10 protein-coding genes are annotated in these 13,552 nt (G+C 66.2%); 5 read left to right on the top strand and 5 right to left on the bottom strand.

Annotated features, from left to right (window positions below):
• Window positions 1-73: 73 nt before the first annotated feature.
• The gene (locus tag C1I89_RS05455; protein ID WP_102771710.1) at window positions 74-1,033 is read right to left on the bottom strand and encodes a LysR family transcriptional regulator; all 960 of its coding nucleotides are present in this window, start codon (window positions 1,031-1,033) and stop codon (window positions 74-76) included.
• 132 nt (window positions 1,034-1,165) lie between these two features.
• Between C1I89_RS05455 and C1I89_RS05450 the strand changes: the two genes are divergently transcribed.
• The gene (locus C1I89_RS05450; protein ID WP_102771709.1) at window positions 1,166-1,624 is read left to right on the top strand and encodes an Lrp/AsnC family transcriptional regulator; all 459 of its coding nucleotides are present in this window, start codon (window positions 1,166-1,168) and stop codon (window positions 1,622-1,624) included.
• Between the two features lie 12 nt (window positions 1,625-1,636).
• Here the strand turns inward: C1I89_RS05450 and C1I89_RS05445 are convergent, their stop codons facing one another.
• Entirely contained in the window at window positions 1,637-4,324 is a 2,688-nt protein-coding gene (locus C1I89_RS05445; RefSeq protein ID WP_102771708.1) for a LuxR C-terminal-related transcriptional regulator, read from the bottom strand.
• A gap of 285 nt (window positions 4,325-4,609) precedes the next feature.
• On the opposite strand from C1I89_RS05445, the gene C1I89_RS05440 reads away from it, so the two are divergent.
• Window positions 4,610-5,719: a hypothetical protein gene (locus C1I89_RS05440; protein WP_102771707.1), complete on the top strand. Its 1,110-nt coding sequence runs from the start codon at window positions 4,610-4,612 to the stop codon at window positions 5,717-5,719.
• 62 nt (window positions 5,720-5,781) lie between these two features.
• Here the strand turns inward: C1I89_RS05440 and C1I89_RS05435 are convergent, their stop codons facing one another.
• Window positions 5,782-7,248: an aldehyde dehydrogenase family protein gene (locus C1I89_RS05435; RefSeq protein WP_219929563.1), complete on the bottom strand. Its 1,467-nt coding sequence runs from the start codon at window positions 7,246-7,248 to the stop codon at window positions 5,782-5,784.
• A 219-nt stretch (window positions 7,249-7,467) separates the two neighbouring features.
• On the opposite strand from C1I89_RS05435, the gene C1I89_RS05430 reads away from it, so the two are divergent.
• Both C1I89_RS05430 and C1I89_RS05425 read left to right on the top strand, forming a co-directional pair.
• Window positions 7,468-9,090: a carboxylesterase/lipase family protein gene (locus C1I89_RS05430; RefSeq protein ID WP_181390889.1), complete on the top strand. Its 1,623-nt coding sequence runs from the start codon at window positions 7,468-7,470 to the stop codon at window positions 9,088-9,090.
• An 11-nt stretch (window positions 9,091-9,101) separates the two neighbouring features.
• Window positions 9,102-9,836, top strand: coding sequence for an alpha/beta fold hydrolase (locus tag C1I89_RS05425; RefSeq protein ID WP_102771705.1), 735 nt, complete (start codon window positions 9,102-9,104; stop codon window positions 9,834-9,836).
• Window positions 9,837-9,845: 9 nt separating this feature from the next.
• Here the strand turns inward: C1I89_RS05425 and C1I89_RS05420 are convergent, their stop codons facing one another.
• Entirely contained in the window at window positions 9,846-10,532 is a 687-nt protein-coding gene (locus tag C1I89_RS05420; RefSeq protein ID WP_102771704.1) for an alpha/beta hydrolase, read from the bottom strand.
• A gap of 110 nt (window positions 10,533-10,642) precedes the next feature.
• Entirely contained in the window at window positions 10,643-11,509 is an 867-nt protein-coding gene (locus C1I89_RS05415) for a helix-turn-helix domain-containing protein (RefSeq protein ID WP_168202334.1), read from the bottom strand.
• A 478-nt stretch (window positions 11,510-11,987) separates the two neighbouring features.
• On the opposite strand from C1I89_RS05415, the gene C1I89_RS05410 reads away from it, so the two are divergent.
• Window positions 11,988-12,953 carry an IS5 family transposase gene (locus tag C1I89_RS05410; RefSeq protein ID WP_102770808.1) on the top strand — a complete coding sequence of 322 codons (966 nt, stop codon included), beginning with the start codon at window positions 11,988-11,990 and terminating at the stop codon, window positions 12,951-12,953.
• Window positions 12,954-13,552: the final 599 nt, after the last annotated feature.

The raw sequence follows: 13,552 nt of genomic DNA, 5'->3' as shown, positions 1-13,552 counted from the left end.
TCCGGGGGCAAAAAGAGAAAAAAAATCACCGCAGGCGTGTCCAGCTGACGCGGGCCGCGCCGCGAGCCTGAGGTCAGGCCGCCGCGCGGCGCGCGGCGCGCCTGGGCCGGGGTGTCTTGACGGCGCTCCAGCGGTTCGCGCGTTCTTCGACGGTGGTGGGGAATATTTCCTGGCACAGCTTGTGCAGCGTGCGGACGAAGGGGTTCGACTTCAGGAACATGGCTTCGCCGAAGTAGATCGGAATCCGCGGCGCGTTGGGCAGCGCCACGCAGTTCAGGTGGCTGTCCGACTCGTCTATGCACCAGGTGGGCAGCAGCGCGAAGCCCAGCCCTTCCTCGACGCAGCGTTTCACGCTCATGCTGGTCGAGGTCGATACCGAGATCCGGGGCGGTTCGTTGCCCACCGACAGGTAGTCGAGCGCGATGTTGCGCAAGAGCTGGCCGGGCTCGTAGGTCACCAGCGGGCGGTCCTGCGCCCACTGCGGCACCGCCGTCTCGTCGGCCGGAGCCGGCCAGCCCAAGGGAAACACGAGCGCGGGCTGATAGTCGCAGATCACGCGCTGCGGGATCACGGTGTCGCCGAAATAGCGCTCGCTCAGGCAGACGTCCAGCGAGCCGTTGCGGATCAGCTCCGGCAGCGACACGTCTTTTTCATAGCCGACGATCTCGACGGCGGGGTACTTCTTGCGGAATTTCGCCAGCACCGGCGGCAACAGGTGGAAGAAGATCGCTTGCGGCATGCCGATGCGCACGACCGGGCGCTGCTTGTCGATCAGGCTGCCCAGGCGGGTCAGCATCACGTCGAATTCCGGGGCCAGCAGGCGATAGAGGCTGGTGCCGCGCGCGGTGAGCTTGATGGACTTGGCGCCGCGCCGGGCCACCACCAGCTTCTCGCCCACGCGCTGTTCCAGGCGGCGGATGTGATTGGCCACCGATTGGTAGGTGATGTTGAGCCTGCGCGCCGCCGCCGAGTAGGTGCCTTCCTGCGCCACGAAGAAAAAGGTCTGCGTCAGCGTGATGTCCACCTCTTTCATGGCGCCTCCGGCCGGCCGGACCCGGCGGGTCAAATACAAATTTGCTTGTAGGTTAGAGTCAATGAATTGTATCGCTGCGATCCGGACCGGTCTATAAGATGGACCTTCAAGAGCAGGAAGCAGGTCAAGGCAATGGACAAGAAGGATCGATGCATACTCGCGCTGCTGCAGGCGGATGCGCGCCTGTCGAACAATGAAATCGCCGAGCGGGTGCATCTCTCGCCGACCGCGTGCTGGAAACGCATCCAGCAGCTGCAGCGCTCGGGCCTGATCCGGCGCCAGGTCTGCCTGCTGGACAACCACAAGGTCGGGCTGGGCGTGACGGTGTTCGTGTCGATCAAGACGAACCGTCACGATCTCAACTGGCTGGAGAAATTCGCGCTCGGCGTCAAGGACATGCCCGAGGTGATGGAGTTCTACCGCATGACCGGCGAGACCGACTATCTGCTGAAGGTGGTGGTGCCCGATATCGCCGGGTTCGACCTGGTCTACAAGAAGCTGATCCAGGTGGCGGAGCTGTTCGATGTCAGTTCCAGCTTTGCGATGGAAGAACTCAAATACACCACGGCCTTGCCGCTGGATTATCTCTGAACGCGGCGGCGCTCAGCCGACCAGCCCCAGCGCGCGGGCGGCGTCGATGGCCTGGCGGCGGCCGCGCACGCCCAGCTTGTCGAATATGCGCTGCATGTACCACTTCACCGTGCCTTCGGTGATGCCCAGGCGCAGTCCGACGAATCGGCCGGTAATGCCCTGGCTCACCAGCGCCAGGATCTCCAGTTCCCGGTTGTTCAACGGACTGCTGCGCGCCGGGTCCAGCCTTTGCGGAATGTCGATTTCCGCAGGGTCGGCATGGCCGCTCATCTGGCTCAGCAAGACTCGCGTGTAGATCTTGTCCTCGACCGCCAAGGGTCCGTCGGTTTCGTAAAGCCTGAGCAACAGGGTGCGGGCCGGCGCGCCCTCGTCTATCCAGGTGCGCACGAAGCCGAACCTGGCGCTGAGCCTGACGGCCGGCGCCAGCAGGCGCATCGCCGCGCCGGTATCGCGCGCCAGCCATTTGCCGCGCGCCGCCAGTATCGCGAACAGCACCGCCTGGCGGTGGCATTTGCGCGCCATGCAGTGCTCCATCCAGCGCTGCATGGCCGTGGCCGCGCTGCGGGACTGCCCCGAGGCCAGCGCGATACGGCCCCACGTCATCGCCATGTTGGCCTCGCGCAGCGTCGCGCCTTCGGCCGGCAGGCGCGGCGCATCCGGCCGCAGGCCCAGGCGCGCGCCGATGTCGCGCGCCTGGTCGATGCCGCCGGCGGCCAGCAGCTGGCGCACGCGCTCGACCTCGAAGGCTTGCGCGATGTGCGGCAGCGCATAGCTGGCGGCGAAGTCCATGCCTTGCTCCAGGATAGCCAGGGCTTGCTCGGCCGAGCCGCTGGCGGCGGCGAGCCGGCTGCGCGTCATGAAATAGGCGACGATGTACTCGATCAGGCCGCCGGGCTGGCCGGCCTCGGGCGTGGCGTCGATCAACTGCCGCGCCCGGTCGAGCGCGTTGCGTTCGTAATGCACGTGGGCCGTCAGGACGGCGGGCATGGCCAGCACGCCGGCGGGCGCGCCGACCAGGCTGCCGGACTGCGCCGCGGCCTGCGTATAGGCCTGCAGCGCCTCGTCGATCTCGCCGCGGCTTTCGTGGGTGAGGCCGAGTATGCAGTTGTGCCAGACCATCGCGTTGTGCAGTCCGCTGCCCTGGTACAGGTCCAGCGCCTTTCCCGAAGCGGCCGCCAGCCCGGGGTTGTCCATCTGCAGCGCGCGCACGAACATCAGCACGCTGTAGGCCGTGCCGCTGATGAAAGGCTCGGCGCAGGGATAGCGCGCAAGCCACTGCTCGCATAGCCGGGCGGCGTCCACGCTGTCGCCGCAATGGAAAGCCAGCACCATGCGCCGGTGCAGCAGCAGTTCGCCGAAATCGGAGCCGGGGTCGGCGCGGGCCGTCATGTGGGCCTGCGCCAGTTCGAGCAGATGGTGGGCCTGCGCGAAATTCCAGCGCATCGTTTCCATCCAGGCCCGTTCCAGCGCCAGGCGGGGAAACGCGCTCAGCGCGGCCGGCGGCAACGCGCGCGCGGCCGTCTGGAATGCGCTGTGGTTGCCCACATAGGCCAGCGTATTGCTGGTGGCCTCCAGGGTCTGCGCGATGAACGGCATGTCTTCCGTGGCGCGGGCCAGCGCCAGCGCTTCCTCGGCGCAGCCGTGCTCGCGGAACCACAGGCTGGCGCTGCGGCGCAGCGTCGCGCACTCGTCCGGATACTCCACTTCCAGCCGCTGTTGCAGGAATTCCTGGAAGAGGGGGTGGTAGCGGAACCAGCGGTCTTCGCCTTCCAGGCGCGCCAGGAACAGGCCGGCCTGGACCAGCACGTCCAGCATCCGGGCGCTGCGCGCGTGTCCCAGCAGCGCGTCGCAGTTGCGCGCGCACAGCCGGTCCAGGATCGACGTCTTGAGCAGGAATTCGCGCACCTCATGGGGCTGCTCGTCGAGCACGTGATGCAGCAGGTAGCCGCCGATCTCCGGATTGCCGCCGCGGTGGCGCTGCGCCGCGACGCGGTAATCGCCGGTCTGCGCCAGCGCCGTGCGCGCCAGTTGCAGGCCCATGGCCCAGCCTTCCGTGGCGCGCAGCAGCGCGGCGGCTTGCGCAGGTTCCAGCCGGCATGGCGCGCAGTCGCGGAAATAGGCATCGGCCTCGCCGGCGTCGAAGGCCAGCTCGGCCGCACCGATGACGGCCAGGCGGTTCTCGGCGCGCAGGCGCCACAGGGGCAGGCGCCGCGCATCGCGCGCCGACAGCACGAAACGCATGGTGGGCGGGGCATAGCGGACCAGCGCCTCCAGGAAATCGGGCAGGCCGCAGGCGGCATGGTGCACGTCGTCCAGAAACAGCGTCAGCGGCGCATCGATGGCGGCCAGCTCGGCGAGCGCGGTGTCCGGGTAAATGCCCGCGTCGGCGCCGGTCAGCCCGAAGAATCGCCGCCCCGCGCCGGGACAGGCCTGGCGCGCAGCCGCCATCAGGTAGCGCAGGAAGTCCACCGGCGCGGCGTCGTGCCGGTCGCAGCTGACCCATCCGATCCGTTCTCCCTGCGCCGCCAGTTGCGCGTATGCCTGGCTCATCAGCGTGGTCTTGCCGTAGCCGGCGGGGGCGCAGATGAGCACGGCGCGCTGGCCGGCGCCGGTCAGCGCGCGGACCAGCCGCGGGCGCGCCAGCCAGGGGCCGGCCTGGGCGGCCGGCGCGAGCTTGGTCGGGATCAGCGTGGGTTGCATGGTGGGCGTCGAAGGGTGCGGATGTAACGGTGCCGGGCTCTCGTACCTTATCCGATACGCCGCGGCGCCTGAACCCCGGCTGGCTTGGGGATAACCCGTTGCCGGCCCGGCACTGATCGAATCGGATAGGCGCGGGCGAGGCCGGCCTATCTGATCCGGGGGGTGTGCCGGCGCGCGCCGGTGCGTAGTCTCGAATCGCCCGGCACGCCGCCTGCGGGCCGGGCCGTGCGGGGCAGCCGGCCGGGAAACGTCCGGCCCGTCATTCATACAAACCGTGAGGCAGACATGAGAAATGGAGCAGTACGCGCGCAAGAGCTGAACAACGCCCGTATCCCGTCGCTGTTCAAAAAGCAGCTGGAGAAATGCAAGGTCAAGGCCGGTGAAACCGTGGTGGTGCTGAGCGACCTCACCGTGCGCGACGACTACATCAATGCGGCCATCGTCGCGTCCGAGGAACTCGGCGCGGACGCCTACGAGATCCGCCTGGGCGCGGTGCCTAGCTGGGTGCGCATGGGGGTGGACATCATCAGCCGATGCAAGGGCGCCATGGACGCCCTGTGCAAGGCCGACGTGATCGTGCTGTTCCACATCCCCATCTGGGCCGAATGGATGCAAAGGGTGGTCAAGGCCGGCGGACGCATCCTGTTGATCCACGATTCGCCGGACGACCTGGAGGAACTGATGGCGCCGGAAGGCCTGAAGGAGGCCGTGCAGTATTCCGACAACATCCTCAAGAAGGCGCGAGAAGGCCACATGACCCGCAAGGACGGAACCGATCTGCGCTGGAAGGGCGGCCAGTACGGCACCATGGCCTTGTGGGGCGCGGCGGACGACAAAGGCCACTGGGACCTGTGGGGCGGCGGCTTCGTGCAGATGTTCCCCAACGACGGCAGCGCCAACGGCCGGGTGATCCTGCAGCCGGGCGACATCATCATCCTGCCGTATTGCCGCTACGTGTCCGATGCGGTCGATATGCAGATCAAGGACGGCATCATCACGTCCATCGATGGGGGGCTGGACGCCAAGCTGATCAAGGATTGGCTGGAAGACAACCAGACCTCGCCGGACGACACCGATCCGTTCGCCGTCTCGCACCTGGGCTGGGGCCTCAATCCGCAGGCGCGCTGGTACTGGAGCGGCCTGTACGGCGACGTGCCCGAGCGCAATCGGGCCAACGCGCGCGTGATCGCGGGCAACTTCCTGTTCTCGACCGGGCCGAACACCCTGGGCGGAGGCACGCGTGAAACCATGGGCCACTGCGATATCCCGATGCGGGACTGCACCCTCACCATCGACGGCAAGCTGATTCTCGACGAGGGCCGTCTCGTCGACCCCAAGATGATCGTCCCGCGCGAAATCCGCAGTCAGGAGCCGGCGCCGTCGCTGCGCAGGTAAGCGGGCACCGCAGGCCAGCGGCGAGCCGTTGGCCTGCTTTCGCGCAACATCGTCGGCGCGTATCACAGATACCAGGGAGCCGGCACCTCCGTCGACAGGGCGACCGTTTTCAGGTGGCTGTACATGTGCAGCGTTTCGCGGCAGACCTCGCGGCCGATGCCGCTGTCCTTGTTGCCGCCGAACGGCGCGCCGCTCATCAGGTTGGCGTACTGGTTGATCCAGACCGAGCCCACGTCGAGCGCCTTCGCGGTGCGCAGGGCATGCTTCAGGTTGCTGGTGTAGATGCCGGCGGCCAGGCCGTAGCGCACGTCGTTGGCCTCGTGGATCATGCGGTCGAAGTCGTTCCAGCGGATCACCGACAGGACCGGCCCGAAGATCTCTTCCTGCGCGATGCGCATGTCGTTGGTCGCCTCGAACAGCGTGGGCGCGATGAAATAGCCATGCCCGTGCTCCGGCACCTCCACCCGCCGCCCGCCGGCCAGCAGCCGGGCGCCCTCGCGGCGGCCGACGTCGATGTAGTCCAGCACGCGCTGGCCCTGCTTGGCCGAAACCAGGCAGCCGAGCTGGGTGTCGGCGGCCACGGGCGATCCGACCCGCAGCTGCGAGAATCCCGCGGCCAGCTTGTCGACGAAGGTCGCGTAGATGTCGTCGTGCACGAACAGGCGGGTGCCGGCCAGGCACGACTGTCCGTTGCAGAACGTCGCCGCGAAAGCGGCATTGTCGACCACGGCATCCAGGTCCTCGATGTCCGGAAACACGATGTTCGGGCTCTTGCCGCCCAGTTCCAGCGATACCGGCACCAGGCGCTGCGCGCCCGCCGTGGCGACCACGCGGCCGATTTCGCTGCTGCCGGTGAAGGCGATCTTGGCAATATGCGGATGCGCGGTCAGCGCCGCGCCGGCTTCCTCGCCGAAGCCCGGCACCACGTTGACCACGCCGGGCGGAAAGATATCGGCCAGCTTCTGCGCCAGCACCAGCGTGGACAGCGACGCGTTCTCGTCGGGCTTGAGCACCACCGTGTTGCCGGCGGCCAGGGCGGGCGCCAGCTTGAAGGCCGTCATGATGGCCGGTACGTTCCACGGAATGATCTGGCCGCACACTCCGATGGGCTCGCGCATGGCGATGAAATGCCCGTTCGGCGTGGGGCCGCCGAAGTCTTCCATCGTGACCACGGCCGCCGCGAAATAGCGGTACTGGCTGATGGCGAACTGGTGATCCATGCGCGTCTCGGCGAGACGGCGGCCGATGTCGCGCGCGTCGATTTCGGCCAGCCTGTCGATGTCGGCGGCGATGGCGTCGGCCAGCCGCAGCAGGCATTGCGCGCGTTCGGCCGCAGGCGTGGAGCGCCAGCCGGGCAGGGCCTCGCGCGCCGCGCGCGCCGCGGCGTCGATCTCGTCGGCGCCGCAGCGCGCGATCTTCGCCAGATGCGCGCCGGTGGCGGGATCGATCGCGTCGAACCAGGCGTCCGAGCGCGCCTGGAAGCTGCCGCCGATCAACGGCAGGTAGCGCTCGTCGAGTTGCATAGTCATGTGAATCTCCGTACTGGATGAAGGGAGGAAATCGCCCGGCCGCGCCGCGACCGGTTGCGGCGGCCAACTTGACATCCCGCCCCGGGCGCGTCACCCCGCCGATTCGATAGGCCGCGTGCCGCCTATCCATCGAGGCAGGTGCCTTGCGCCATGCCGGACGCTACTGTCGACGGCTACAGGGCCGCCGGCGTCCGGCGCCCGCCAGGGCAGGGGAGAACCATGAACACACATGCCGACGGCGCGCGGACCCGCGTGCAGGACACGCCCTCGGGCAGGCTGGCCGGGCGTCGCGCCGGCGGCGTCGACCGTTTCCTGAACATTCCTTATGCCGAGCCGCCCATCGGCGCCGGCCGCTTCCGCTCGCCGCGGCCCGAGCGGCCCTGGGCCGGCGTGCGCGAGGCGGAGCTGGCCGGCGCGGCGCCGCCGCAGACCGTCGCGGGCATCGTCAACTGGATCTATCCGGCGCCCGAGCGCACCGACGAGGATTGCCTGGGCATCAACGTCTGGACGCCCGAAGGGGCCGGCGCCAATGGCGGCGGCCGCAGGCGTCCGGTCCTGCTGTGGCTGTACGGCGGCGCTTTCGTCACCGGCAGCAACGGGCTGCCGCTGGCCGACGGCGCGCGGCTGGCGGCCGAGGGCGACATCGTCGTGGTCGCGCCCAACTACCGGCTCGGCATGCTGGGCTTCGCCGCCCATCCCGCCCTGCGCGATCCGCTGACGGGCGCGCAGGCGAACTGGGGGCTGCAGGACCAGGCCCGCGCGCTCGAATGGGTGCATGCCAACATCGAGGCGTTCGGCGGCGATCCCGACCGCATCACGGTCATGGGCCAGTCGGCGGGCGCAGTCAGCGCCTGCCTGCTGGCGCAGCATCCGGACACGGCCCCGCGCTTCGCCCGGCTCGTGCTGGCCAGCGTGCCGCATATCGCGCCTCCCGACGTGGCCACGGCCGAGGATCTTGCCGTGTACGTGGAAGACCTGGCCGCGCATTTCGGCACGACCGTGCCGGGGCTGCGGCATCTGTCCGCGCGCGACCTGACGCAGGGCGAGGCGGCCTTTTTCGCGGGCTACGAGGTGCGCACGCGCACCGGCCACGGACGCCGCTGGCCCGCGCTGGACGGCAGCGTCGTGGCCGCCTGGCCCGGCGCCCGCGCGCTGGCCGACAAGCCCATGCTGATCGGCAATACGCGTACCGAAAGCAGCTTTACGCTGGACCTGTACGACCCGCTGCAGGACGGCCAGCTGACGCCGCCGCTTCCGGACGGCAAGGCCGCGCTGCATGCCGCCGTGAACCGGCTGCTGCGCCAGCGGTTCGCGGGCGGCGCGCCGCGCATCGACGCGGCGCAGTTGCTGGCCGCCTTCGACCCGCAGGGCCGCGCGGCGCGTTCGCCCGGCGAGGTGCTGATCGCGCTCCAGAGCGACGCCGCGTACCGCTATCCGACCTGGCGCATCGCGCAGGCGGCCGCCGCCGCAGGCAACGGCTCGGTCTACTACTACGAGTTCGCCCAGCCCCTGGCCGCGCCGGCCCGGGGCACCCCGCACAATGCCGACGTGCCGTTCTGGTTCGGCACGCACGGCCATCCGTTCTACCGGCCGAAGCTGGGCGCGGGGGCGCAGGTGGAACGCCTGTCGCTGGCGATGCGCACCATGCTCATCAACTTCGTGCGCGCGGGCGAGCCGTCCGGCGCGGGCCTGCCCGCCTGGCCGGCGCTGCCGCCGGCGCCCGGCCTGGCCGCGCCGCGCATCATGCGCTTCGGCGCGAACGCGGACGGCGAATGCGCCAGCGTCGGCGAGATGCCGGACGTCGAACGCTTCGAGGCGCTGGCGCCGCTGCAGACCTTCTGACTGGAGTCACCATGAACGACAGCTACACCTTCGTGCTGATTCACGGCGCCTGGCACGACGGCGGCCTGTGGGCGCCGGTGGCCGAGCATCTGCGGCTGGCCGGGCACCGCGTGCACACGCCCACCGTCGCCGGACACGGCGCCCATGCCGATAGGCAGGTATCGCACGCCGACGGCGTGCGCTCCATCGTGGACTACCTCCGCCAGCACGAGCTGCGCGACATCGTGCTGGTGGGGCACAGCTTCGGCGGAAGCATCGTCTCCCGCGTCGCCGAAGAAGTGCCGCAGCGCCTGCGCCGGCTGGTCTACTGGAACGCCTTCGTGCTGCGCGACGGCGAGAGCATCGCCGACGTCTCGCCGCCGGCCTACAACCGCATGATGGATGAAATCGCCGCGCGCAGCCCGGACAACACCGTGACGCTGCCGTTCCACGTCTGGCGCGACAGTTTCATCGGCGACGCCGGCCTGGCCGTGGCCCGGCATACCTACGGCCTGCTCAGTCCGGAGCCGTATCGCATGCTGACCGACAAGGTGCCGTTGAAGACCTTCGAGCAGCTGGAGGTGCCCAGGACTTACTTGAACGCGCAGGCCGACGTGGCCATGCCGCCCGGCCGGTACGCCTGGTTTCCGCGTTTCGCCGAGCGGCTTTTCCCGTGCCGGGTGGTGCACATGCCCGGCAGCCACCAGGTCATGTTCTCCGATCCGGCAGGCCTGGCCCGCAAGCTGTGGGAAGCGGGGCGCGACTGAAGCGGCGGGCTATGCCGACGCCGCCCTGTCGATCAGCGCGGCCACGTCCTCGGCTTTCGATGCCAGCGAGGCGTGGCTGGCCTCCAGCGTCACCACTTCGCGGGCGTCCAGCCGGCCGGACATCCAGACCTGGTTCTCGGGCGCGATCATGCGGTCCTGGCTGGACACCTGGTACCAGGACGGCTTGTGCTTCCATGCCGGGTCGGAGACGTTATTGCCGAAGGTCGAGGCCAGCGGCGCCTTCTGGGTCACCGCCATCACCAGCGCCTCGTCGGCGGACAGGTCCTGGCAGAAGCTTTCATGGAATTTGTCGGCGCGCAGCCACAGATAGCCGTCGCTGTCGGGCGCCAGGTTGGGCGCGGCCGCCGGCAGATGCCGCTGCGTGATGCCGCCGGGACTTTCGCCGGCGTCCGGCGCGAAGGCGGCGATATAGACCAGCCCGGCCACGTTCGGCTGGTTGCCCGCCTCGGTGATGACGGCGCCGCCGTAAGAATGGCCCACCAGCAGCACGGGGCCTGTCTGCTGCGCAATCATCTTGCGCGTGCGCTCGGCGTCGTCGGCCAGCGAGGTGAGCGGCATTTCGACGGCGTGCAGATCGCGGTAGCCCTTGCGCGAAAGCGCGAGTATGACCTTGCTCCAGTGGGCCGCGCCGCCCCAGAAACCGTGGACAAGAATGATGGCGGGTTTGTCGTTCATGTTGCTCCTCCGGGATTCCGATAAGCGGTCTGCGGACAAACTGAACACAGGCGGTTCAGTATCGGGCCAATTCTCCGGTTGCGGCAAGAAAAATGATCGCCGCCGGGGCGCTATCCCGCGCGCAGCCGCTTTCTCGCCTGGGACGGCGTCAAGCCCCACGCCTTGCGGATCGACGCCGACATGTGGCTGTGGTTGGCGAATCCGGCCAGCCGCGCCACTTCGCCCAGGGAGGAGCGGGTGGACTGCATCAGGTTCCTGGCCGCCATCAATCTCATCTGCAGGACATACTGGTGCGGAGGCAGCCCCGTGGTCTGCCTGAATGCCCGGGCGAAATGACTGGGCGAAAGATGGACGAGTTCCGCCATCGATTCCAGGGTCAGGCGTTGCGCGAGATTCGCCTGGATGTAGTCATTGATCATTTTCCATTTTCTCTGCGGCAATCCCCCGGTCGGCCGGCCGGCGCCATCGTGGGCGCGGGACGTGTAGCGGCGCAGCATATGCACCAGATACAGCGTGCAAAGCGCGTCCAGGCACTCTCCATGGCCGAGATCGGTGCTTTGCGCCTCGCGCAGCATGCTGCGCGAAATCTGATTGGCATACTCGTCCACATGCCCGATGCCCGGCGCCGCGAATTCCACGGCGTCATCGAGTTCTTCTTTCCAGGCAAGCGATCGCAGGTGCTCGTCCGGCACGGCGATGAAAACGCACTCTTTGTATGCGCCCCACTGAGAGGAATAGTCCGAGCCTTGCGGGATTATCTCCAGGCATCCGGCGCGGGTGAAGCCGAATTCCGCTCGATCGGAATTCAACGCCAGCGCCCGCTGCGGCACCGGTGTCAGGAAATTCATGAAATAGTGGGAACTCGCGGTCGAGCGGTGTTCATTCGGATGAATCGAGGCGTGCACCAATGCGCCCCTGCCCAGCAAGTACGAAGGGCCCCAGGCCTGCGGAAATTCTTCCAGTATGTTTTTGTTCATGTGCAATATCTGAACGACGATAGCGACAGGCGTGAAACTACCGACTTCCGCCCAGTGGCGGACCATGAGCTTAATATGATCCGCAGGCGCGCTCAATCATCCAGCGTGCAAATTAACTCCATGAAACGCGATGCCTCCGAACCGCGATTCATGGCAGTTGGAGGTATCGAAATACAGCATGGGGATGGGCAGCCTGCTGCTGGTGGTGGCTTGCCAATTCATTGTGCGTGGCGGCCGGTTCCTGCGCAAATGCGCTACCGGCGGAGAAGGCTGCGATTACCATTGACAGAGCAGAATGCTCGATTTTCATACCCTTGAACCGGGCGAATCAATAATACGGTAGGGTCTCGCGGCAATTTGCCCCGCCGTAAGGAGCGCATCGCAATTTCGATCGTTTTCTGCTAAGGAACCTCTGAACAAGTCCAACGAACCTGTCAGAATATAAGTTATTGAAAACAGTCCGATCCGAGTGAACCCGATGAGCCAGTTGAGTTTTTCCGAAGCCGAGTACGTTGGCAAACGCAAGAAAACGCGCCGTGAGAAGTTTCTGGCCAAGATGGAGCGTGCGGTGCCGTGGAAGCTCTTTGCCGATCTGGTCGATCCGCATTACCCCAAACCGGGCATCGGTCGTCCACCGTATCCGCTGGAAACGATGCTGCGCATCTACTTCATGCAACTGTGGTTTTCGCTGTCGGACCCGGCCATGGAAGAGACGCTGTACGACAGCTTTTCGATGCGCCAGTTTGCCAAACTGCCTGGAGGTCGTGTGCCGGACGAGACCACCATTTTGAACTTCCGTCATCTGCTCGAGCAGCACAACATTGCCGACCAAGCGCTTGAGGCGGTCAACCTGCTGTTGCAGGATCAAGGCATTCAGGTGCGCAAAGGCACCATTGTGGACGCCACAATTATCGATGCACCCAGCTCGACCAAGAACGCCAGCGGCACGCGGGACCCCGAGATGCATCAGACCAAAAAGGGAAACCAGTGGCACTTTGGGATGAAGGCCCACATTGGGGTTGATCTTCACAGCGGGCTGGTCCACACGGTGGTGGGCACCGCTGCCAATGAGCATGATGTTACTCAGGCGGCTGCGTTGCTGCATGGTGAAGAAACGTTGGCTTTTGGCGATGCCGGTTATCAAGGCGTAGACAAACGACCCGAGCACCAAGGGCGTGACGTAACCTGGCACATTGCCATGCGCCCCGGCAAACGGCGCGCCTTGGGTAACAGCGCAATTGATCGTTTGACGCAAAACATTGAGCGGGCCAAATCCAGTCTTCGAGCCAAGGTTGAGCATCCGTTTCGTGTCATCAAATGCCAATTCGGGTTTCGTAAAGTCAGATTCCGTGGACTGGCCAAGAACACTGCGCATTTGAAAATGTTGTTTACGCTGTCCAATATCTGGATGGCACGCCGCCCGTTGACGGCGGTGGCAGGGTAAGTGCGCCCAAAAAGCGCCAACAGGCCCGAAAACGGGCCTGATCGGGGTGCAAACAACCCGAAAGTGGCGATGATTTGAGCAGTTTTTAACCATTTTTGAATACTTTGGTCATGAGGTCGATTTTTGGATGTTTGAAATCGAGTTCTTCAGACCTTCCCTAGGTGGTGTTCGCGCATTCTGTTTTTGATTAGAGGCGATTACTCGGCCAGCGAGCTTAGCCGCAGCCGTCCATTTTTAGAAACCGTAGTGTACGCGCGCGCTCGCGAATATTGCATCGGGTTCAAAGCTCGAATCCTACTCAACTACATCGAGGCCGGCGAGTGCTGGGTTAGCGGTATAAGGCGGATGGCAACGTCCGCGGCAATACAAAACAGGCCGTAATGTAGCTGACGCCGACGACGACAGCGCCAAGTGCCATGCCTTCGCCGAGCGGGCTCAGAAATAATGCCAAAGCGATGGGATGCAAACAGTACAGTGCCAGCGAGTTCTGGGACATAAAGCCTACAACCTTAGGAACCTCTGAACAAGTCCAACGAACCTGTCAGAATATAAGTTATTGAAAACAGTCCGATCCGAGTGAACCCGATGAGCCAGTTGAG

Source organism: Achromobacter pulmonis, assembly GCF_002885955.2.
GTDB lineage: Bacteria > Pseudomonadota > Gammaproteobacteria > Burkholderiales > Burkholderiaceae_B > Achromobacter > Achromobacter pulmonis_A.
Note: the sequence above shows the minus strand (reverse complement) of the source record. Positions and strands in the feature narration are given on the sequence as shown.